Origin of the sequence: Anseongella ginsenosidimutans (assembly GCF_008033235.1) — a bacterium.
Taxonomy (GTDB): domain Bacteria; phylum Bacteroidota; class Bacteroidia; order Sphingobacteriales; family Sphingobacteriaceae; genus Anseongella; species Anseongella ginsenosidimutans.
Map to the genome: position 1 here is coordinate 3427170 of NZ_CP042432.1, position 21130 is coordinate 3448299.

At 50.2% G+C, this 21130-nt stretch carries 20 protein-coding genes; 5 read left to right on the forward strand and 15 right to left on the reverse strand.

Annotated elements, in window-relative coordinates:
* The gene (locus tag FRZ59_RS14220) at window positions 1–972 is read left to right on the forward strand and encodes an MlaD family protein (RefSeq protein WP_132128487.1); all 972 of its coding nucleotides are present in this window, start codon (window positions 1–3) and stop codon (window positions 970–972) included.
* Between the two features lie 25 nt (window positions 973–997).
* On the opposite strand, the gene purU is transcribed toward FRZ59_RS14220, so the two are convergent.
* Both purU and FRZ59_RS14230 read right to left on the reverse strand, forming a co-directional pair.
* Complete coding sequence (gene purU / locus FRZ59_RS14225) at window positions 998–1843, reverse strand: formyltetrahydrofolate deformylase (RefSeq protein ID WP_132128488.1); 846 nt, start codon at window positions 1841–1843, stop codon at window positions 998–1000.
* Between the two features lie 50 nt (window positions 1844–1893).
* The gene (locus FRZ59_RS14230; protein ID WP_132128489.1) at window positions 1894–2658 is read right to left on the reverse strand and encodes a phosphatidylinositol-specific phospholipase C/glycerophosphodiester phosphodiesterase family protein; all 765 of its coding nucleotides are present in this window, start codon (window positions 2656–2658) and stop codon (window positions 1894–1896) included.
* Between the two features lie 121 nt (window positions 2659–2779).
* On the opposite strand from FRZ59_RS14230, the gene FRZ59_RS14235 reads away from it, so the two are divergent.
* The gene (locus FRZ59_RS14235) at window positions 2780–3529 is read left to right on the forward strand and encodes a class I SAM-dependent methyltransferase (protein ID WP_132128490.1); all 750 of its coding nucleotides are present in this window, start codon (window positions 2780–2782) and stop codon (window positions 3527–3529) included.
* Between the two features lie 32 nt (window positions 3530–3561).
* On the opposite strand, the gene FRZ59_RS14240 is transcribed toward FRZ59_RS14235, so the two are convergent.
* The 4 genes from FRZ59_RS14240 to msrA all read right to left on the reverse strand — a co-directional run bounded on the left by FRZ59_RS14240 (window position 3562) and on the right by msrA (window position 5538).
* On the reverse strand, window positions 3562–4173 hold the full coding sequence (locus FRZ59_RS14240) for a DUF4143 domain-containing protein (protein ID WP_394345225.1): 612 nt from the start codon (window positions 4171–4173) through the stop codon (window positions 3562–3564).
* Window positions 4149–4607 (reverse strand): ATP-binding protein, encoded by a 459-nt coding sequence (locus tag FRZ59_RS14245; RefSeq protein WP_132128492.1) that lies wholly within the window; start codon window positions 4605–4607, stop codon window positions 4149–4151. The genes FRZ59_RS14240 and FRZ59_RS14245 overlap by 25 nt, the downstream gene beginning before the upstream one ends.
* Entirely contained in the window at window positions 4555–4845 is a 291-nt protein-coding gene (locus FRZ59_RS20025) for an AAA family ATPase (protein WP_132128682.1), read from the reverse strand. Before FRZ59_RS20025 ends, FRZ59_RS14245 begins: the two co-directional genes overlap by 53 nt.
* Before the next feature lie 156 nt (window positions 4846–5001).
* Window positions 5002–5538, reverse strand: coding sequence for a peptide-methionine (S)-S-oxide reductase MsrA (gene msrA / locus FRZ59_RS14255; RefSeq protein ID WP_132128493.1), 537 nt, complete (start codon window positions 5536–5538; stop codon window positions 5002–5004).
* Between the two features lie 141 nt (window positions 5539–5679).
* Here msrA and FRZ59_RS14260 point away from each other — a divergent pair, with 141 nt between their 5' ends.
* Entirely contained in the window at window positions 5680–6675 is a 996-nt protein-coding gene (locus FRZ59_RS14260) for a glycosylasparaginase (protein ID WP_132128494.1), read from the forward strand.
* 60 nt (window positions 6676–6735) lie between these two features.
* Here FRZ59_RS14260 and FRZ59_RS14265 read toward each other — a convergent pair whose 3' ends face one another.
* The 3 genes from FRZ59_RS14265 to FRZ59_RS14275 all read right to left on the reverse strand — a co-directional run bounded on the left by FRZ59_RS14265 (window position 6736) and on the right by FRZ59_RS14275 (window position 10002).
* Window positions 6736–7446, reverse strand: coding sequence for a head GIN domain-containing protein (locus FRZ59_RS14265; protein WP_132128495.1), 711 nt, complete (start codon window positions 7444–7446; stop codon window positions 6736–6738).
* A 99-nt stretch (window positions 7447–7545) separates the two neighbouring features.
* Window positions 7546–7947: a GIN domain-containing protein gene (locus FRZ59_RS14270; RefSeq protein ID WP_132128496.1), complete on the reverse strand. Its 402-nt coding sequence runs from the start codon at window positions 7945–7947 to the stop codon at window positions 7546–7548.
* Between the two features lie 144 nt (window positions 7948–8091).
* Window positions 8092–10002: a RecQ family ATP-dependent DNA helicase gene (locus FRZ59_RS14275; protein WP_132128497.1), complete on the reverse strand. Its 1911-nt coding sequence runs from the start codon at window positions 10000–10002 to the stop codon at window positions 8092–8094.
* Between the two features lie 64 nt (window positions 10003–10066).
* Here FRZ59_RS14275 and FRZ59_RS14280 point away from each other — a divergent pair, with 64 nt between their 5' ends.
* Entirely contained in the window at window positions 10067–13348 is a 3282-nt protein-coding gene (locus tag FRZ59_RS14280) for an amidohydrolase family protein (RefSeq protein WP_225975073.1), read from the forward strand.
* Between the two features lie 125 nt (window positions 13349–13473).
* Here FRZ59_RS14280 and FRZ59_RS14285 read toward each other — a convergent pair whose 3' ends face one another.
* Both FRZ59_RS14285 and proB read right to left on the reverse strand, forming a co-directional pair.
* On the reverse strand, window positions 13474–14724 hold the full coding sequence (locus FRZ59_RS14285; protein WP_132128498.1) for a glutamate-5-semialdehyde dehydrogenase: 1251 nt from the start codon (window positions 14722–14724) through the stop codon (window positions 13474–13476).
* Window positions 14725–14747: 23 nt separating this feature from the next.
* Complete coding sequence (proB, locus tag FRZ59_RS14290; RefSeq protein WP_132128499.1) at window positions 14748–15833, reverse strand: glutamate 5-kinase; 1086 nt, start codon at window positions 15831–15833, stop codon at window positions 14748–14750.
* Between the two features lie 102 nt (window positions 15834–15935).
* Here proB and FRZ59_RS14295 point away from each other — a divergent pair, with 102 nt between their 5' ends.
* Window positions 15936–17504: a L,D-transpeptidase family protein gene (locus FRZ59_RS14295; RefSeq protein ID WP_225975074.1), complete on the forward strand. Its 1569-nt coding sequence runs from the start codon at window positions 15936–15938 to the stop codon at window positions 17502–17504.
* Here the strand turns inward: FRZ59_RS14295 and FRZ59_RS14300 are convergent.
* From FRZ59_RS14300 to FRZ59_RS14315, 4 genes are all read right to left on the reverse strand, one after another.
* Window positions 17458–18375, reverse strand: coding sequence for a murein L,D-transpeptidase catalytic domain family protein (locus FRZ59_RS14300; protein WP_225975075.1), 918 nt, complete (start codon window positions 18373–18375; stop codon window positions 17458–17460). The two genes, FRZ59_RS14295 and FRZ59_RS14300, sit on opposite strands and share 47 nt — an antisense overlap.
* A gap of 106 nt (window positions 18376–18481) precedes the next feature.
* Window positions 18482–19021: an SAM-dependent methyltransferase gene (locus tag FRZ59_RS14305; protein ID WP_132128500.1), complete on the reverse strand. Its 540-nt coding sequence runs from the start codon at window positions 19019–19021 to the stop codon at window positions 18482–18484.
* Between the two features lie 42 nt (window positions 19022–19063).
* On the reverse strand, window positions 19064–20446 hold the full coding sequence (locus FRZ59_RS14310; RefSeq protein WP_132128501.1) for an APC family permease: 1383 nt from the start codon (window positions 20444–20446) through the stop codon (window positions 19064–19066).
* A gap of 65 nt (window positions 20447–20511) precedes the next feature.
* A complete protein-coding gene (locus tag FRZ59_RS14315; protein ID WP_132128502.1) occupies window positions 20512–21087 on the reverse strand; it encodes a DUF4202 domain-containing protein in 576 nt (191 codons plus the stop codon).
* Between the last annotated feature and the right edge of the window lie 43 nt (window positions 21088–21130).

The following is a 21130-nucleotide window of genomic DNA, read 5'->3' on the forward strand; positions in this document are numbered from 1 at the left end:
ATGAATAACGCAGATAAAAAACGCTCGGTAATTGTAGGGATATTTGTTTTGCTTGGAGTCATTATCCTGGTAACCGGTATCCTTACCCTGGGAAGCCAGCAGAAAGCGTTTGTGAAAAGTATTACGCTCACCTCGGTATTTGACAATGTGGAAGGACTGACCGCCGGCAATAATGTTTGGTTTTCAGGAGTAAAGATAGGAACGGTCAAGAAGATCAACTTTCACGGGAACTCCCAGGTAGAGATAGAAATGGATATTGAGAGCGAAGTCCGGGAATATATTCGCAAAGACGCACTGGCAACCATCAGTTCAGACGGCTTTATCGGGAATAAGATCGTGGTGATCCACGGGGGAAGCCCGGCGGCGCCGCCTGTGGAAAACCAGGATGTATTGAAATCCGAAAGCCCCGCTGATATGATGGAAACCCTGCAGGTAAATAACCTGAACCTGGTAGCAATTACCAGCGACCTGAAAAAGATCACTTCGCAAATAGCCGGCGGACAAGGTACTGTAGGCGCCCTGCTGTCCGACTCCTCGCTGGCCATGGATTTTCGCGCCATCGTTTCGAGCCTGAAAAATACTGCCAGCCAATCTGAAGCCGTTTCAAGGTCCCTTTCCCGGTTTACCGGCAAGCTCAACCAGGAAGGCACGCTTGTCAATGACCTGCTAAGCGACACTACGCTCTATAATAACCTCCAGTCCGCGGTTTCTCAGCTGGAAGCCGTCAGCGTATCGGCCGCCGCTATTACCAAAAATCTTGAGGGAGTAAGCACCCGCCTGGAAAGCAATAATAATGCAATCGGCATGCTGCTGACGGACGAAAAAGTTGCGGGAACGTTGAAAAGCACGCTTGAAAACCTTGAAAGCAGCACGGAAAAACTTGACGAAAACATGGAAGCCCTCCGTCATAATTTCCTGTTCAGAAGGTATTTCAAAAACAAGTCAAAGGAAGAAGCCGCCGGGAATCAGTAATTCACCCTTTATTCCGCGCTAAGATTTATTCAAAAACGACGGTTTTATTTCCCGATACAAATACCCTGTCCTGGAATACCAGCTGCAGGGCGCGGTTCAGTACTGCCTTTTCGATCCCTTTGCCGGCCACTACCATGTCTTTCACACTGAAATTATGATTAACGGGCGTCGTCTGCTGTGCGATAATCGGCCCCTGGTCCAGGTCAGTCGTTACAAAATGGGCGGTGGCCCCGATGAGCTTTACACCTCGTTCAAAAGCCCTGCGATAAGGATGCGCTCCCATGAAGGCTGGTAAAAAAGAATGATGAATATTTATGATCCGTTCCCGGTAGCCTGCCACGAATTCCGGGGACAGGATGCGCATGAACTTGGCCAGCACCAGGTAATCCGGTTCGTATTGCCCGAGCGTTTCCAGGATGGATGCCTCAAATTCCTCCTGGTTTTGCCCTTCATGACTGATATAATGAAAAGGGATCGAAAACTGTTCGGTAAAAGCCCTCAAATGATCGTGATTACCTATCACGCAGCAAACCGTAGCACCCAGGGTCTGAAAAAAATGCCGGGTAAGAATATCACCCAGGCAATGATACTCCCTGGTAACCAGCACGGCCACTTTTTTTTCCGGCCGCGGGTTCACCAGCACGTTCGCTCCTTGCGGCAAAGCCTCTTCCAGCTCCCTTAACAATTTATTTTCATCAGGCGCATCTATTCCTGCGCAAGCGATACGGGCAAAGAACTGCTGCTCGCCTTCATCCACGAATTCACGCATTGCCGTAATATTCATATTGCAGGCTGCCAGCACATGAGCGATCTTTGATACAAGCCCAACCGCATCACGGCATTGTACCAAAATAAGTGTCTTGTGATCCATTTCTTTACTTAGGACCGCTAAAGTACATAATTTATACCGCTGTAACGATGTCAGCGCGGTTTTTTCAGCCAGTCGGCGAGCGCGGCTATTTTATCGGTATTAATATAATCCACTCCCAGTTCAGTCATCAGTTCCCAGGCAAGGGGGGTATCCGGAACGGCCCAGAAGCGAAACGGCTTTCCCAGCTCATGCGCGTTTTGCACCACCTTCCGGAGTTGTTCTTTCACCTGTCCGTCCATTGGTTGCTTCCCGTCCCAATCGGTATAATTCCGAAAGCTATCGCTGATAAGGCCCGTCTTTTCCAGCGCCGCTGCTGAATACTCTTCCCCGGGACGGCCGTCAAAGTAAATAAATGCCGGCGATTCCGCCCACTTCTCCGGATCCGGCCGGCTGCCGCTGATCACTACCTTTACTTCTGCTTCCTTCCCCGCTTCAGAGCCCGCAGTTATGCCGGGATACTGTGCCAGCTGTTTCTCCAATATGGGCAGCGTGCTGTCCGCGCCCGTTTTCAGATCAATCAGCAGCTGAAGTTTTCTGCCATTGCCCGATGAGGCTATTGGTTTTAAATAAAGTGCATTCAGGGTTCTGTCCTGCCGGATATCCGCTGCATCGTGGGCCACGAACAATTCTCCTTTCCGCAGGAAAACATCCGCTTCCACCGACCCAAAGCCCGCATGAAAAGCTTGTTCAAAAGGCATATCCTGCTCATAGTCGTTATGGGAATGTGCATTCGCCGCCGTATAATCGTTCTGAGTACCGCAGGCAGCCAGGAATAGAAAAGCCGGCAGGCCCGCATATAAAGTTGCTCTGATCATAATACAAATTACCTCTTTCTATCCTGTAAATAATAAGAATTTGAAAAATTTAACGTTCTTCTCTAGTTTTAATGTTGTTTTCGGATCGTTAAGGCCGGAGTGAAATAAACATGATAATTTTATGGAAGTTAGTACATCTCTGAAGTCTTCTTATGACAACCAATATAATTCCGCAGACACGGAGTGGAGGCGAAAAAGCGCCGAACGTAAAGCCCGGAATGTAACGGAACTGGCGGCGGCAATAAAACCGTCCAAAGTGCTTGAAGTTGGCTGCGGAGAAGGCAGCATCCTTTACTGGCTGGATCAGTGGGGATTTTGCCCTGAACTTTATGCCGTGGATATCTCAGAAAGCGGAATCCGGCAAACCCGGGAGAAAAACATGAAAAGCCTTGCGGAAGCCCGGGTATTTGACGGCTATACCCTGCCCTACCCCGATAACTACTTTGACCTGGCCTACTGCGCCCATGTTATTGAACATGTTGAATTCCCGCGCAAGCTCATGCGGGAGATCATGCGGGTATCCAAATTTCAGCATTATGAAGTTCCCATTGACTTTTCCTTTTACGTGGACAGAAAAGCGGAACATTTCTTTGCTTACGGGCACCTGAATATCTATACTCCTTCCCTGTTCCGCTACCTGCTGATATCCGAGGGGCATAAAGTGCTAAAGGAAATTTGCGGGCAGCATAACAAGGGCATTGTAAAGCTCCTTTTCAAAGACAACCCTAAAGGCCTGGCTATCTTTAAAGTAAAGGCGCTTATCCTGCGATGCGTTCCCTGGCTGCGAGGAATCAAACCGGATTTTTATGCGGTATTAACGGATAAGAGCGGCGAAACAGCAGAACGCGCTTTTGCCCGGGCGCTGGAATAATGATACGCAAGAGCTTGCTCAAACGGTTAATATCAAAAGGCGTTACCGTACCAATCACCAACGGCATATAAAGGAACGACAAGAATATTTTCATATTTCGCAAAATTCTCCATAGAAAACCTGCCCCCATAAGAAGATTTTTTCTCTTGTAGAAAAATGTGCATACTCTTCATAGCTCCTTTCTTTCCGGATTTCACTTCAACTGGAACAACTTGTCCTGATCTTTGGACGACGTAGTCAACTTCAGCATTACTGTTTCTGGCTTCTCTTTGCCAGTAAAACAATGCCTCCTGCCTGTAACAGGAGGCCGCTTTCAGAAGCTCCAATCCTGTATATTGCTCTGCAATTGCTCTTTTGTTGACCGCTTCAAAATCAGTTTCGGAGATCAATTCGCCAATATTCAATTGAAGTAGTCTTTGAAATACGCCTGTATCAAGCAATAGCAATTTCTTATTCTTTGGATTAATTTCCGCTCCAAGAGGTATCCCATTTGCCGCAGTATGGGTGACGGAAATAACCAGGCCGCCCATAGATAATAGCTCAACTGCCTCCTTGATTTGTTTATAGCTCGACTCTGTCGCGCCCTTTGAATAAATAAACTTTCCACCCGACTGTTGTATTACTGAATCGAATACTTCCGCAATCCGTAGAAAAGGTACTGCCTTTTATATTTTGCAAAGTCTGCTTTTAACGAAGTTATCAAGTCATCCAGTGCCCTTCCGCAAGCAATCAGGTCTTTACTTTTTAAATAAACCTTTATCACCTCCGGCATCCCGCCCAACACCAGGAAACGTTTAAAATGATCCAACAATTTTGCATGAACAGGTTCGGGTAAAGGCCTGTCAGCGCTTGCTTTTAGTTTCAGGGAAAGCAAACCATTCTCGCCAGCTGCGCGCAGATACTCATTAAAAGACAGCGGATAAACAAAAACAGACCGTACGCGGCCTACACCAAAAGAGGGTACTTCCTCCAACGCAAACTCAAGCAATGAACCCGCAGCTACTATATGTAGTTCGGGATATTTCTCATAAAAAAAAACGAAGCGCCGAGATAGCAGGAATGCAAACCTGGATTTCATCCAAAAAGATCAGCGTTTTACCTGGTATGATAGGAATGTTATACAACGCAGAAAGCGTTTCACAAATTTCAAACGGATCAAGGTCGCCTTCGAATATCTTATGAACTTGTCGTTGTTCTTCAAAGTTAATCTCCAGGAAATGGTCAAATTCCTTTGCAAGATTCCTTACAGATGTGGATTTCCCTACTGGCGGGCGCCCCGTAACAATAAAGGTTTCCCTTTCTTTTCTTGCCGCCAGGCGCTTAGTTCCTTGTCGATATCTCGGCTTATATACATATTGCTATTTTCCAAGGCAAAAATATCCATAAATTGCTATTTTCCAAGGTTATAAAAACAAAAACTTACCAGTTGGCGCGAGGCAGCCGGATTTTCGATTAAAATGGAAGTGCAAAGTTTAAGGCTGCTTTTTCAGTTTATCCTTGAAGACCTTCTCGAATTTTTCCATTTTCGGCTTAATTACCAGCCGGCAATAAGGCTGGTCGCCATTATTCCTGTAGTAATCCTGGTGATAATTCTCCGCCTCGTAAAACACCGTGAGGGGACTTATTTCGGTGATAACAGGGTTGTTAAAAGCGCCCGATTCGTTCAGCTTCCTTTTATATTCTTCGGCCAGGCGTTTTTGTTCTTCGTTATGATAAAAGATGGCGGAACGATATTGGGTGCCAACATCCGCCCCCTGCCTGTTAAGCGTCGTCGGATCATGGGTTTGCCAGAAGACTTCCAGCAATTCCTCAAAACTGATCACCTCCGGATTGAACAGGATCCTCGCCACTTCCGCATGGCCGGTCACGCCGGTGCAAACTTCCTCGTAACTCGGGTTGGGAACATGGCCTCCGGTGTAACCCGAACTGACCTTTTCCACCCCTTCCAGGTTTTGGAAAATAGCCTCAACGCACCAAAAACAGCCGGCTCCGAAGGTTGCGGTATCCATATTATTAGGTTTAGCGGATTGCCCAAACGCGGTTGAGCAAAACAGGAATAAAACGAAAAGACTTAAACATGTTCTCATTGAATGTGATAACAACTACACATACAAATATGTTTATATTTACCCGTATTTACGGATCAAACCATGCAAAAAAGAAGAGAGTTTATTAAGAGGTCTATGCTGGGAGCCGCTGCAATCGGCGTAGGCCCGGCGGTTAACAGTTCCCTGGCAGGTATTTCGCCCGGAAACGGCTCCGCGGTGAACCCAAACAAACCCATTGTCATCTCCACCTGGAATTTCGGGATCGCCGCGAACGAGGCGGCCTGGAAAGTGCTGAGCAGAAAGGGAAGGGCGCTGGATGCGGTAGAACAAGGCGTACATGTCCCTGAAGCTGATGCGTCCAACAATTCGGTTGGCCTTGGAGGCTACCCGGACCGCGACGGCCATGTAACCCTTGATTCTTGCATCATGGATGAAAAAGGCAATTGCGGGTCCGTTGCCTTCCTGGAACACATCGTACACCCCGTGTCGGTTGCCCGGAAAGTGATGGAGGAAACACCGCATGTGATGCTTGTTGGAGAAGGCGCCCTGCAGTTTGCCCTTGCACAGGGATTCGAAAAAACAAACCTGCTTACTCCTGAGGCGGAAAAAGCCTGGAAAAACTGGCTAAAGGAGAAAAAATATGAACCGGTGATCAATATTGAGAATCATGACACCATTAGTATGCTGGCCATCGATGCAGCCGGAGATATGTCGGGCGCCTGCACCACCAGCGGGCTGGCATTTAAAATGCACGGGCGGGTAGGCGATTCGCCTATCATCGGGGCCGCCTTATTTGTGGACAATGAAGTCGGGGGCGCCTGCGCTACCGGACATGGTGAGTTCGTCATGAAAACGCTCGGGAGTTTTCTTGTGGTAGAACTTATGCGGCAAGGGTTAAGCCCGGAAGCAGCCTGCAAAACGGCAGTAGAGCGCATCGTAAAGAAATATCCTAATTACCGGGAGATACAGGTTGGCTACCTGGCCATGAACAAGAAAGGAGAATACGGCTCCTATTCTATTCATAAAGGTTTTAGCTATGCGGTACACGATGGCTCCGGCAACCGGCTTATCAGCTCCGGCCACCATATACAAGAATAGGGCCCGGTATCATGCCCCTGCCCCTGGTATCGTATCGGCGCAACGGTATAGCCTACACTTCTAGTTTACCGGCTTGATGCTTCCCGCGCCCGAAACGTTTTCGTTTATAACCCCGGGGTTCCCGCGGTACTGCACGGAGCTGGCGCCGCTGGCTTGTGCATTCAGTTCGTTTAGAACATGAATATTGCATTCGGCGGCGCCGCTTACATGAATATCATATTTTCCGGCAACCAGCTCCAAAGCATTGAGTTCTCCTGCACCTGAAATGGTGACCTCGTGTTCGCCCGTTTTTCCCCGATAGGCAATTTCTCCTGCGCCGGAGAGTTCTGTTCTTATCTTGTTCGCTTGCATATCCAGCCTGGCTTCTACTGCTCCTGAAACATCCAGTTCAAATTCATCGGCGGCAAAGCGGTTGGTCATTTCTACCTCAACGGCTCCCGAAGCGGTAAGGCTGGTTAATTCGGGCAGGCTGATGGCGATGACTACTTCTTCGCAAATATTCTCATCCGAGTAGATCCGCAATCGTCCGTTATCCACTTCCGTTTTAATAAGAGGAAGCAAGTTTTCGTGGGTATGAATGCTAAAGGAACTAGCAGAATCACGGGTCAGCAATAGTTTGTAAGACCCGCCGAGGTCGATCCTTGAAAATGCAGCAAGGTCTCTGTTTTCGGTAGTCTCTTGCCCATTGCCTTCTATGCAATCGTCCATGCAGGAATTGAATACCGTCATCGCCAGGGCCGCGGCGAGGAAAAATATAAATAACCTGTTCATAGTGTTTAAAATTTGATGGAAGTTAAGGATTTCCTCCGGATTCCAGCAAAAAAGGCGCCCCGGAAGAGACGCCCTTTTCTTACGCAAAAATTATGATCTTTACTGTTCCCTGATTACCCGGACATTTCCGAATTTATTGAGATTATTGATATCTTTCAAGGTGACCCATAGCGTAATACGCCTTTTAACCTGGTCGGAGGTGTAAATATTCAGCGTATTGTCCACAATAAAATGTTTTACTTCCGGAACCAGGTTTTCATCGCCTTCCACTACGATCTTTTGCTCGTCTCCCTGTTTAAGGTAAACCTTAAAGTTTCCGTTTACCTTCACCAGCTGGTAACCTGAAACCTTCATTTCCTTGCGGATCACATCCGGAGCTTTGGTAATCCCGGCAGTCATTTCAATAGCGGGGCCGGTTTCATTGGCAAGTGCAACTCCGGATGTGAAGAGCATGGCGGCGGCTACCATAGCCACGTTCATTTTGTTGGTTAAACTTTTCATGTTGTGTGTGATTTTGTGTGTGATTAATAATGTTTTTTTGTTTGAACCGTTCGACTACAAAATTGCATCAGAAGGTTACACAATCACGAAAAATAACTGCAAAGAAAACGATACGCGCGGGTAAAATGCCCGTTACTAACGGTGTTAGGTGGCCAGGTAGAGACGATCTTCATCTTCGTTTTTTAAGAGCTGGCCGTCATCCAGTAATGTCCTTATTACAAAAAGCAGCTTTATTTCCGGAAATTCGGTCAGTTGTTCTAACAATTCCTGCCGGGAAAGCGCTTTTTTTTGTAAAACAGCCTCAATTGCCGCCTTTATGGCCACAAATTCCGCCTCCGTTACATCCCGCCGGTTCAGTTTAAGGCAATAGTCACAAATCCCGCAGTTTTCAGCAGCGGATTCCTTAAAGTAGGACAGCAGCATTTTGCTTCTGCACCTGCCGGTTTCGCCGGCATATTCAAGCACAGCATGGATATTCTCCAGATGCCGGTTTTTCCTTTCTCTCAGAAATACGGTGTCCAGGTAAAGATTCCCGGCGTCCGCTCTTGAAGACAAATAAGTGACCTGAGGTTTATCTGTTTTGGGAATATAGGAAACAACGCCTCGTTTTGCCAGCCACGGCAGCGTCCGCTGAAACTCCTCCTGTAACATGCCCGCCCTGCGCGCAATTAATTTTTCATCAAAGGGAACATAGAAGTCGAATACGCCTCCGCAAGACCGGAGGATGGCCTTCAATACAGCATCGTAATCCGCATGCGCCACCTGGAACTTGTAAAGCGCCTCCTTATCAAGCAGCAGCTTTATCCTGGAAGGAAGAAAAACGCCTTCGGAAAAACTGAGGTAATTGTCTTTCTCCAGGAAGCGGAACGCGTTTAATACTTTCATCGCGTAAAAATCATAGCGCCGGCAAAACTCCCCTATGTCAAAATCAAAGCTTAAACCTTCTCCCGCGCCGGTTGCGAGTTGAAAGTAATTTCCAAGTGCCTGGTAAATATTCCGGATCTCTTCCAGCGCCGGGTAACTGATATCGACATTCTCCAGCAGCTTCCTTTCATCCGCGGGGCTATGCAAAAGTACGGCGTAGGACTTTTTCCCGTCGCGCCCGGCCCGGCCTGCTTCCTGGTAATAGGCTTCCAGGCTTTCCGGAAGGTCCATGTGTACCACCAGCCGGACGTCCGGTTTGTCAATGCCCATTCCGAAGGCGTTGGTAGCCACCATTACCCGTGTTTTAGCCTGAATCCAGCTATCCTGCGCTGCTTCCCGTTTTCTCATCGGCATTCCCGCGTGGTAAAAAGCCGCCGGTACCCGGTGTTTACGTAAGAAAGCCGCAATTTCTTCCGTCTGCCGCCGATTTCTCGCATAGACGATCCCACTTCCCTCCTGCCGCCTTAATATTTTCAGCAGCCGTTCCTGCTTGCCTTCTTCCGGCAGAACCAGGTAGGCAAGGTTTTCCCTCGCGAAACTTTTCCGCAGTACGCGACCATTCCTGAACCGCAGCTGCTTCTGGATATCTTCTTCCACTTCCCCGGTTGCCGTAGCCGTCAGCGCCAGCACGGGCACTTCCCGCAGCAGCTCGCGAAGGCCGGCAATTTCCAGGTAAGCCGGGCGAAAATCATAGCCCCAATGCGAAATGCAATGAGCTTCGTCCACGGCAAGCAGGTTCACCTTCATGCGGCTGATACGCTCCCTGGCAAGGGCTGTCTTCAGCCGTTCGGGTGAAAGGTAAAGAAACTTATAGGGTCCGTAAATACAATTATCAAACACAGCGTCGATTTCCCTGGCGTGCATGCCTGAAAAAACAGCCGCCGCTTTTATACCTTTCCGGCGAAGTTGTTCTACCTGGTCCTTCATCAGCGCGATCAGAGGGGTTACCACTATGCAAATTCCCTCACGGGCCAGGGCCGGAACCTGGTAACATAGCGACTTACCGCCGCCTGTGGGCATCAGCGCAAGCGTATCGGTTCCTTCCAGCACGGAATGGATAATTTCCTCCTGCAGCGGCCGGAAAGCGTTAAAGCCCCAATAAGTTTTCAGAATATCCGCTATGTTTTCCATATTGCCCCCGGTGGAACTTACAATTTGCTAAAATAAAAGTATTTTCGGCACAAAGATCCTTGAGATGAAGAAAACAATGCTACTTCCGGGTATAGCCTGCCTCTTGCTAATGGCCGGCCCGGCCCTTTCGCAGCAATCAACGGCAACCTCCGTGGAAAAAGAAGAATGGGACGTCAATAGCCCTCCCGGACCTTCTGAAACGCATACGTTCAACCTTGAAGAAGGCACCTGGATGAACCTTGATGTCAGCCCGGACGGCAAACAGATCGTTTTCGACTTGCTGGGCGATATCTACATAATGCCGCTGAGCGGCGGAAACGCGAAGCTGTTACGGGGAGGCCTGGCTTATGAAGTCCAGCCGCGGTTCAGCCCGGACGGTTCCCGTATTTCTTTCACAAGCGATGCCGGGGGCGCAGACAATATCTGGGTCATGAACAGCGATGGTTCGGAGTCCAGGCAGGTTACGAAAGAGGATTTCCGGCTGCTTAACAATGCCGTCTGGACGCCGGACGGAAATTACCTGGTTGCCCGCAAGCATTTTACCAGCACCCGCTCCCTTGGGGCGGGAGAAATGTGGATGTATCATTTCAGCGGCGGCGAGGGTTTGCAGCTGACAAAACGAAAAAATGATCAGCAGGACGCCGGAGAGCCCTTTGTATCGCCCGACGGAAAATTCCTGTATTGGAGCGAAGACGTAAGCGAAGGTCCTTTTTTTGAATACAATAAGGATCCGAATACCGAAATTTACGCGATCAAAAGGCTGAACCTGGCAACCGGCGACATAGAAAAAGTCACAGGCGGGCCCGGAGGAGCCGTACGGCCTGCCATTTCCCCTGATGGAAAATGGCTTGCTTTCGTAAAAAGAGTGCGTTCCCAAAGTGTGCTGTATGTACACGATCTCCAAACCGGCCAAGAATTCCCGGTATATGCGCCAATGAGCAAAGATCAGCAGGAAGCCTGGGCCATTTTCGGCCCTTACTGCAATTTTGACTGGCTTCCCGATAATAAAACCATCGTATTCTATGCGAAAGGGAAGATTCGCAAAGTCCATATTGAAAGCCATGCCGCTGAGATCATTCCCTTCCGGGTAAGCGCACAGCACAGCATTACGGAAGCCCTTCATTTTGAGAACCAGGTGTTCAGCCCCCGCTTCGAAGCTAAAATGATACGGCAGGTGGTTACTTCTCCGGACGGAAAAACAATTGCTTTTAATGCAGCTGGTTATATTTATACCAAACGGCTTCCCAACGGAAAGCCGGAAAGAATTTCGGACGGAAAGGATTTTGAATATGAACCCGCTTATAGCCCGGACGGGAAGCAACTGGTGTATGTCACCTGGAACGACTCGCTGAAATCCGCCATTGTAAAAATAGATCTGGGTACCGGGAAGGCCACTCGTCTGACTACAGAAAAGGGATACTACAGCAGCCCGGCATTTTCTCCCGACGGAAAGCTTATCGTGTACGAAAAGTCGGGAGGGAATATCTTCCAGGGTTATAGCTTTGGTAAGAACGCGGGGCTCTATCTCATGAACGCAGACGGAGGCACACCACGGAAGATCATTGACCACGGCAGCAGCCCGGAATTCAACGTGCATAGCAACCGGGTCTATTTTCTTATCCGGGAAAACGGTAAGAAAACTTATAAAAGTATCGATCTGAACGGAGGCTATGAGCGAACGCATTTTACGTCCGGCTATGCCACAAAGTTTGCCCTGAGCCCGGACAACAAATGGGTGGCTTTTACCGAGTTGTTCAATGTTTATGTAGCGGCCTTCCCTCATACCGGCGGGGCCGTGGACCTGTCGGGAAAAACAAGCGCCCTGCCGGTGTTCAAACTAAGCAGGGATGCTGGAACCAGCCTCCACTGGTCCGGCGACAGTAAAAAGATACACTGGGTGCTGGGGCCTGAATACTTCAGCAGGGAATTAAATGAATCATTCACGTTTTTGCCGGGGGCGCCTGAAGAGCTTTCTCCGCCGGCCGCCGAAGGCCTTCGCATTGGCCTGGAACTGGAAACCGATGTTCCTTCGGGAAGGATCGCCTTTAAAAACGCCCGTATCATTACTATGAAAGGGGATGAAGTCATTGAAAACGGCACGTTGATAATCAATGAAAATAAAATTGAGGCCGTTGGCCCCGCCGAAAACGTAGCGATTCCCGCGGGTGCGAAAGTCTATGACGCCGCCGGAAAAACGATCATGCCTGGCATTGTCGACGTCCATGCCCACCTTCCCTCAGGCGCGGATGGAAAGTCAACGCATACTTTCTGGCCCTATTATGTTAACCTGGCTTTCGGCGTAACCACTACGCATGACCCTTCCAACAATACCGAAATGGTATTCACCCAGTCAGAAATGGTAAAAAGCGGCCGGCTGACCGGCCCGCGGATCTATTCAACCGGCACGATACTCTACGGCGCCGAAGGCGATTTCAAGGCCGTGGTCAACTCCCTGGACGATGCCCGCTCCCATCTCCGGCGCTTAAAGGCCATAGGAGCATTCTCCGTAAAGAGCTATAATCAGCCGCGGAGGAGCCAGCGGCAGCAAATTGTCACCGCTGCACGGGAGCTGGAAATGCAGGTAGTACCCGAGGGAGGTTCCACGTTTACTCACAACATGAGCATGATCCTTGACGGCCATACCGGTGTAGAGCATAATATACCGGTTTCCGATGTGTACCAGGATGTTTACCAGCTGTGGAACGCCAGCAATACGGCCTACACCCCTACCCTTATCGTTGCCTATGGTTCACAGTCCGGCGAGAATTACTGGTATGACCGTACCCGCGTTTGGGAAAATGAACGCCTGTTGAATTTCACTCCAAGGTCAGTAGTTGATCCCCGTTCAATCCGCCGCCCCCGCGCCCCCGATGAAGAATACGGGCATTTTCAGAATTCACGGGTATGCAAAGTACTGAGCGACGGCGGCACAAAGATAAACCTGGGCGCGCATGGCCAGCTTCAGGGCCTCGGCGCTCACTGGGAATTATGGATGCTGGCGCAGGGTGGTATGTCACCGCTGGAAGCTATCCGCTGCGCGACCATTAACGGTGCAGCTTACCTGGGTATGGATAAGGAAATCGGTTCGCTGGAAGAAGGCAAACTGGCCGATCTGCTGGTACTTGACAAGAATCCCCTGGAGGATATTCATAACAGCACCAGTATCAGTAAAGTCATGCTGAACGGGCGCCTGTACGATGCCGCCACCATGAACCAAACAGGAAACCACGAGCAGGCAAGGAAGCCCTTTTACTGGGAACGGGAAGGATACGCCAATCCTTATGACTGGCATGCATTAAGCCACAGCCTGGGGCAGTTCCAATGTGCGGGCTGCGGCCTGCAATAATCCGGCTGCCAGCCAGCCGGGAACCGGGATACCAGCCTGGCCGTTATTTCCAACACGGCGGTCAGGCAGACGTGACAGTCAGGCATGACGGTCAGGAGGGTGTGACGGTCAGGAGGGTGTGACGGTCAGGAGGGCCGAACCTGCCCGTGTCCCCGGACAAGCCACTTGTAGCTGCACAGTTCATCCAGGCCCATGGGGCCGCGGGCATGGAGTTTCTGGGTGCTGATACCTATTTCCGCTCCAAGCCCGAACTGGGCGCCGTCGGTAAAGGCGGTGGAAGCGTTGGCATAAACCGCGGCCGCGTCCACCGACCTGAGGAAGCGTTCAATATGTTCAGGATTATCGGATAAGATAGCTTCGCTGTGCTTTGAACTGTAATTAGCGATATGGTCAAGGGCGCCCTCCAGGCTGTCAACAGTTTTAACCGCCATTTTGAGCGAAAGGAACTCGGTCCCAAAATGCCCGGTTTCCGCCGGTTTGAGCAAATTTCCGGGATATCTTCCTTCCAGTTCGCCGTAGGCCTGTTCATCAGCGTAAAGGACCACTTCCTTTTCTGCCAGCGGCTGAAGCAGATCCGGGAGATTCGAAAGGCGGTTACGATGAACCAGCAGGCAATCCAATGAATTGCAGACACTCGGACGGCGGGTTTTCGCGTTCATAATAATAGCAGCTCCCGCTTCTACGTCGGCGCTTTCGTCAAAATAAGTATGTACAATGCCGGCCCCTGTTTCAATGACGGGTACTTTGGCCTGCTGCCGGACATAGTTGATCAGCTGCTGGCTCCCGCGGGGGATTACTACATCCACATAGCCTACCGCGTTCAGAAGAGCTTCTGTGGCTTCGCGCTCTGCCGGAAGCAGGGTGGCGACGCGGGGGTCAATGCCATGACGTTCCAGTACCTCATGGATCACGGAAATTATGGCCAGGTTGGAGGCTGCCGCATCGCTTCCTCCCTTTAGAACGGCCACATTCCCCGTTTTAAAGCAAAGCGCGAACACGTCAAAAGTCACGTTGGGCCGGGCTTCGTAAACGATTCCCACCACGCCCAGGGGAACGCTTACTTTGGAAACCCGTAAACCATTTGAAAGCGACTTTTCAGACAATACCCTGCCCAGCGGATTGGGTAGCGCCGCCACGTTAAGAATATCGGCCGCAATATCACTGATGCGGGAAGGGCTTAGTTTCAGACGGTCGTAACGGGGATCTTCCGGATCCATCCTATCCAGGTCTTTCCGGTTTTCCTCCAATAAAAAATCCGTTTTATCGCGCGCGGCTCCGGCAAGATCTTTCAACACCTGGTTGATTGTTCCGGCTTCCTGGGCCGCCAAACTGCGGGATGCCCTGCGGGCTTCTTCCAAAAATAATTTATATTCCATAACGTGTTCCAAACCTGCAAGGTCTAAATTTCGGTATTTAAAAACAAATAATCGTAATGCACCAGGGGCTTTTGCTTTTTCTGACCTACGCGCTCCCTGGCTTTTTCCGAATTATATTCCGCAATCCCCAGACCGATCAGTTGTTCCTTTTCATCCAGGAGCCTGATCACTTCGCCCTTCTGAAACTCATCCCTGACAGCAATGATCCCTACTGGCAGCAGGCTGCTGGCCCGGGCCGAGGTCAATGCGGCTTTCGCACCTTCGTTGATCAGCACGGTGCCTTTGGCTGTATGCCCCGCATGGGCAATCCATTTCTTTTTTCCGGACGCGCTTTTTTTGGGAGTAAACCGGGTATGTTTTACCTCATTATTGAGGATACGCAGCAGGATATCGTCAGTAGTGCCGTTGGCAATATGTACGGTGATACCCAGGCCGGCAGCCTTACGGGCAATACCCGTTTTCGTTATCATCCCGCCGCGACCGAACTGCGATCGCCTGGCGGAGATAAAAGGTAAAAAAACGGGCGAAGAATCACTTACTTCTTCAATCAGTTCCGCATCCCCGTCTCCCGGATCACCCTTGAAAATACCATCCACATTACTGAGCAGGATCAGGGCCTGCGCATTCAGCATGGAAGCGATAAGCCCCGCCAATTCATCATTGTCGGTAAACATAAGCTCCGTAACGGAAATAACATCGTTCTCGTTCACCACCGGCACTACCTTATGCTGCAGCAGGATCTCGAAACAATTTTTCATATGGAGATAATGCAGGCGGTCCCTGAAATCTTCCTTGGTAACCAGCACTTGCGAACACAAGGTCTGGTGCCGGTCGAAAAATCGCGCAAAGGCATTGATCAGATGCACCTGTCCGGTGGAAGCCAGCAATTGCCTCGCCGCAACAGTATCATACTTCTTCGAAACGCTGATAAGGCTTCTCCCGAAAGCTACCGCCCCGGAGGAAACCAGGATCACTTCCAGCCCCGCCTCCCGCAGCCTGGCTACCTGGCTGACGAGCTGCTCCATTCTTTCCTGGTCAGGTAAACCGTCCTTCCGGGTAAGCACATTCGACCCGACCTTAACAATTATTCGTTTATAGGGTAACTGCATGGGTTCATTCAATTCGGTAAAAATACAAAATTATCATTCCCTTCGCCCATTTCCCTTTCTGGCATGGAATTTTCCATTTTAATTGTACAAACTCGTTTTTACATGAAAAATACGCATAGTTATTTCACGATATTTCTTCTGCTGGCCGTATCCTTTACCTCGTGCCGGAAAAGCGAACAGGATATCGGTACCGTCCTTTTTCGTGAGTTCCGTAATCCTGTTTTGAAGGAAACGGGCCCCGCCGAAATAGCTCCCTACCTGGAACGGATGCTCCGGGAGAAAAAATTAAAGCATGGGAAATTAATTGCCGCTTTTTACCAGGGGCGTGGCTATTCTCCCGTGCTTTTAAAAAAATATTTACCCGGTGAGGGGCTCGGGACACTCATCGGATACCTGGAAAAGGCAGGGGAACACGGCCTTAACCCTGCGCTCTTTCAACCCGGACAGATTCGCCGGCTGCAGGACAGCCTTAGCAACGAAGAAAGCGTTTCCACCCCGGAAGCGGCCGCCCCGCTGGTGGCGGAACTGGAACTCCAGGTAGCCGCTTCCCTGGCAGCCTATGGAAACGCCCTGCAATTCGGTTTTACTAACCCTGCGGATATCTTCCCCCGCTACTATATTGAAACAACACGCCCGGACAGTACTTCCCTTACAAAGATGTTCGCGGCCAGCGACCTGGAAGCCCTTCTCGACAGCATTCAGCCTACCGGAAACGCATACAAGGCCCTGCAGGATGCCCTCGCTGGAAGCGGTACGGGTAAAACGCACCTTGCGGGCGCTGGCGACAATAAAGAAACGGAGAACACCGACACTCCCGGGACAGCGGCCAGCGATCATTCTGCACCGGCGGATAAGGATAGTTCGGGAGCCGGAGAAGTGAGGCGGCGCGCGCTCCTGGCCAACCTCGAGCGCCTTCGCTGGAAAAACAAGCCGGAGAAAGAGAAATATGTGCTGGTGAATATCGCCGATTTCCGCCTTCACGTCGTGGAAAACGGCGTACCCGGGCTAAATATGAAGGTTTGCGTCGGGGAGCCTGCGAAGCGCTGGCAAACGCCCCAGTTAAACAGCCTGATTGAAAGGGTGCAGGTAAATCCAATATGGCATATTCCTGAAAGTATTGCCTCGAATGAGATCATTGAAAAAGCGGCAGCGGACCCTTATTACCTGGAGAACAGCAATATTGATGTTTATAAAAACGGGGAAATAGTAGCGGACTCCCGCGAGATCGATTGGGAGTCCGTTTCGCAAGAAGACCTGCCATACAGCTTTAAGCAGCGGCCGGGAAGTCAGAACGCGCTGGGAAAGATCAAATTCCTGTTTGATAACCAAAGCAGCGTGTACCTGCACGATACTCCTGCAAAAGCGGCTTTTGACCAGGACATGCGCGCGGTAAGTCATGGCTGCGTACGGGTAGAAAAACCGCTCGAACTTGCCCATGCCTTATTCGGGAACGGCAATAAGTTCGAAATGATTAAAACCGAAATGGGTAGGGATAATCCGGAAGCCAGGAATATTGAATTATCGCAGCAGGTGCCCGTTTACCTGGTCTATGCCACCTGCTGGCTGGACAACGAAGGAAACATTCAATACCGCCCGGACGTTTACGGACTGGACAAAATTGTCGTCAGCCATTTGCAGGCAGAAGATAACGGGCCGCCGCCTTCACGTTAAGGTAATCGGATTTGTATTTCTCCCCGGGGCCATTGATAAACAACACCGTTTTTTCCTTGATATGATCGATGATTTCGTCGCACAAGGGCTCTGGTACCGCAGGGCATCCGAAACTCCGTCCCAGCCGGCCTACCCGGTTAATAAATGCCTGGCTCACATAATCGGCGCCGTGCAGCACAATAGCCCGTTTGCGGGCATTGGAATTAAAACCGGGATCCATCCCGTCCAGGCGAAGAGAACGTCCATGCTTTCCGTAATAGACTTCGCCGGTTAAGTAGAATCCGAGACTGCTCTGATGGGATGATTCGGTGTTAGAGAAACTGGACGCCATATTGCCCCCGCTTTTCTTTCCATGCGCTACCAGGCTGCGGAATAACAATTCTTTGTTATCAAGGTCTATGATCCACAATCGTTTTTCCCGGCTGGATTTGGTAAAGTCAACAATGCTCAGCACTTCCTTCCCGGGCGCTAATTTCCCGGCGGCTTTCAGGTTATAAAAACCAGTAAGGGCTTTCTTGAATATCTCCGGCTGAAGGCCTTTGCCGGCAAGATCAAGCTCATTGTAAAGGTCTCCGACGTAATCCGTATAAGCCGCTTCATAGGAAAGTGCGGTTGCAGGCAGCGCAGTTTCCAACGCTTCGCCCACGGCTGGGATATTAGGTTTCCCTGATGCACCCGCCGGAACTGCCGGCCCGGAGGGGCTGATCTTAGAATTTACTTCAGTTATTTTTGAAACGCCAGACTTAGCCGCTTCTGATTTAGCCGTTTCAGGCTGAGCCGCCGGTGTCGTTTTCCAGGCGCTAACCGCCCCTGCCAGGAGTACGGACGCACCCAGGCTATATAAAAATTCCTCTTCATCATTATCCCTCACTCATTAAAGTTTGTGCGTATTTCCAGGTTCTTCTGCAAGGCAGAACTACTGTAGCAAAGGTATGGAAAATGTTTTAAAAATCAAAACACCCCTACTCCCTGCGCTTTCATTGTTCCGGAACAGTCCATAAATAAATCCTGGTACCGTTTACCGTGCGGGTTTCGTCGGGCTCCCAGTCGCCCATATCAAATGCATGGGAAACGATGCGGGTTCCGGGCTTCAGCTGCTTGAGCAGAATAGGCCGCAGCTTCATATTAATGGTTGACAGTAAATACAAGGTAACCACAGATGCTTCGCTGAAGTCTGATTCAAAGAGATCGGCCTGGATAAATTCCACCTTATCTTCCACATCAGCCTCCCGGGCATTTGCCTTGGCTTCGCTGATCCTTTCCGGGTCAATGTCTATTCCTTTCCCGGTTGCACCGTATTGTTTGGCGGCAGTAATCACGATGCGGCCGTCACCGCAACCAAGGTCGTAAACCACATCGTTTTCAGTTACTCCGGCCAGCTCCAGCATGGCATCTACCACTTCCTGGCTGGTAGGCACATAAGGAACGTCCAGCTGCGGGGAGTCCTGTGCATAGCAAGCGCCGGTTACACCTAAAAGAAGCAGGAAGGTCTTCCAGGAACTTTTTACTGTTTTCATAATACTACAAAGTTTGAGTACAATTTATTCTAATGACAACGCTCACTCAGCAGGAATTATTCTTCTTCCGGGTACCCAAAAATTGAGCAAAATTCCGCAAACCAGCACACCCACCCCTACCAGCGCTCCCAGGCCGGTATACGCCAGGCTGGAATACAGCAGCCACGCGCTGGTGATGCAAAAGATAAGAGGAACAATGGGGTAAAGCGGCACCCTGAAGGGGCGCTTCACGTCGGGCTCTTTTTTTCTTAAAACAAAGACCGACAGGCCGGTCATCAGGAAGAAAAACCAAAAAACCGGGGCTGTATATTCCACGATAGTTTCAAACCCCTTACGGGTAATAAAGCCCAGTCCTACCAGGGCAAGCGAAACGAGCCCTTGTACCAGGAAGGCATTTACCGGCCCGGATGCTTTCCGGTCCCAGACGCCAAGTATCTTAAACGCCTGAAAGTCTTTTCCCAGGGCATAATTGGTTCTCGCACCGGTAAAAATGGACGCATTGGCCGAAGTTAAGGCAGAAACAGCGACCAAAATGCCTATGATGACCACGCCGGCTTCGCCGAAAGCCCGGCGCATTACTTCTCCCGCCACGGCTTCGGAAGAAGCTACACCGTTAATTCCCAATGAATGAATGTAGGCCATGTTAACAAGCAGGTAAATGGCGGTGATGATCAGAATGCCTCCTATTAATACTTTTACCATCGTCTTTTTACCGCGGCGCAATTCCGCCGAGACATAGGCCGCTTCATTCCAGCCACCGAATGTGAGCAATACAAATACCATAGCCAGCCCAAAGGAAGATGAAGTTCCGGAAGACGGGGAAAGGAGCCCGGAACCTCCTTCATCGCCGGCGGAAATTTCAGGTGCAAAGAATAAGCCGGCTGCAGCAACCAGCAGCACACCCAATACTTCAGCGGCCGTGAGCATTTTTTGCGTAAGGGTACCTGTTTTCAAGCCCAGAATATTGATGGTCGTCAGGAGAATGACGGCTGCGGCCGCGTAGATCACAGATGAAAAGGGGCCAAGGTCGATTACCTGCGAAAAAAAATCTCCGAAAATAAAAGCCAGCAGCGCAATGGAACCAGTCTGGATCACGCTCATCCTTGCCCAGGCGAACAAAAAGGCCAGCCGCTTTCCAAAAGCTCTTGAAAGAAAATGGTAATCGCCGCCGGCGTGCGGAAAAGCGGTAGTCAATTCGGCATAACAGAAAGCGCCGTTTAATGAAATAAGCCCTCCCAGGATCCAGGCAGCCAGGAACATGGTACTGTCTCCTGTATTGGCTGCTACCAGCGAAGGCGTACGGAAAATACCAGCGCCGATTACAATCCCTACGATGAGTGCTAGGGCATCCGTTGTTCGAAGATATCTGGCGGGCCCGGCCGGCCCGGAATCCCGCGGCGAGCCCGCAGGCGTTTCCAGCTTCATAATAGCCTTTATTCCATTGGAAACGATATATCCTCTTAATTATTGTCGGGAAACGTCCCTATTGATCAGATAGCTTCCCTGATGCAGACGAGACCTTGTTCTGAATAATCCAGTTTCAGCGCCTCTTCCCTGCCCTGTCCGTCCATTTTCCGCAGCGATTTCCTCAGGATATGCACGACTTTTTCCTTTGGATGCTTCTGCCTGAAATCTTCGTACTGATACTGTAGAAATACCAGGCACAGCGCATTTTCAAGCAACTGAACTTCCGGGTCACTTTTAAGTTGCTTTTTCAGGATCAGTTCTTTTACGCGCTCCCGTTGAGCCGGCAGGTAACCCGCCTCTTCCAGGATGGCGCCGGCTTTTTCGGCATGTAACTCCGCAAGACGCTTTCGCCAGTTCAGGTACCCGGCTTTTCCATCAGGGTATTGATCACGTGGGATTTCCCACCTACCGATATGATGTGCCCTGGCTGCAAGCAGCAGCTCCTCTCCCGCATCCGGCGACAGTCGCTCTATCCACTCACAAACCCTGAGCGAAAAGAAATATTCCTGCGGCCAGGATTCGCCGTTCCATTGAAAAAGAACGGGATCCTGCCGGTTATACCGGTCAATGGCGCCGACCGCTGTTTCGAGCTTATTCATGGAGGCAAATTATAAAATTTGCTGGCAAGTTCTTCAAAATTTA

Bases quoted from the DNA above. Each gene is read 5' to 3' on its own strand.
- FRZ59_RS14220 (WP_132128487.1), top strand. From the start codon at position 1: ATGAATAACGCAGATAAAAAACGCTCGGTAATTGTAGGGATATTTGTT.
- purU (WP_132128488.1), bottom strand. From the start codon at position 1,843: ATGGATCACAAGACACTTATTTTGGTACAATGCCGTGATGCGGTTGGG.
- FRZ59_RS14230 (WP_132128489.1), bottom strand. From the start codon at position 2,658: ATGATCAGAGCAACTTTATATGCGGGCCTGCCGGCTTTTCTATTCCTG.
- FRZ59_RS14235 (WP_132128490.1), top strand. From the start codon at position 2,780: ATGGAAGTTAGTACATCTCTGAAGTCTTCTTATGACAACCAATATAAT.
- FRZ59_RS14245 (WP_132128492.1), bottom strand. From the start codon at position 4,607: ATGAAATCCAGGTTTGCATTCCTGCTATCTCGGCGCTTCGTTTTTTTT.
- msrA (WP_132128493.1), bottom strand. From the start codon at position 5,538: ATGGATACCGCAACCTTCGGAGCCGGCTGTTTTTGGTGCGTTGAGGCT.
- FRZ59_RS14260 (WP_132128494.1), top strand. From the start codon at position 5,680: ATGCAAAAAAGAAGAGAGTTTATTAAGAGGTCTATGCTGGGAGCCGCT.
- FRZ59_RS14265 (WP_132128495.1), bottom strand. From the start codon at position 7,446: ATGAACAGGTTATTTATATTTTTCCTCGCCGCGGCCCTGGCGATGACG.
- FRZ59_RS14270 (WP_132128496.1), bottom strand. From the start codon at position 7,947: ATGAAAAGTTTAACCAACAAAATGAACGTGGCTATGGTAGCCGCCGCC.
- FRZ59_RS14275 (WP_132128497.1), bottom strand. From the start codon at position 10,002: ATGGAAAACATAGCGGATATTCTGAAAACTTATTGGGGCTTTAACGCT.
- FRZ59_RS14280 (WP_225975073.1), top strand. From the start codon at position 10,067: ATGAAGAAAACAATGCTACTTCCGGGTATAGCCTGCCTCTTGCTAATG.
- FRZ59_RS14285 (WP_132128498.1), bottom strand. From the start codon at position 14,724: ATGGAATATAAATTATTTTTGGAAGAAGCCCGCAGGGCATCCCGCAGT.
- proB (WP_132128499.1), bottom strand. From the start codon at position 15,833: ATGCAGTTACCCTATAAACGAATAATTGTTAAGGTCGGGTCGAATGTG.
- FRZ59_RS14295 (WP_225975074.1), top strand. From the start codon at position 15,936: ATGAAAAATACGCATAGTTATTTCACGATATTTCTTCTGCTGGCCGTA.
- FRZ59_RS14305 (WP_132128500.1), bottom strand. From the start codon at position 19,021: ATGAAAACAGTAAAAAGTTCCTGGAAGACCTTCCTGCTTCTTTTAGGT.
- FRZ59_RS14310 (WP_132128501.1), bottom strand. From the start codon at position 20,446: ATGAAGCTGGAAACGCCTGCGGGCTCGCCGCGGGATTCCGGGCCGGCC.
- FRZ59_RS14315 (WP_132128502.1), bottom strand. From the start codon at position 21,087: ATGAATAAGCTCGAAACAGCGGTCGGCGCCATTGACCGGTATAACCGG.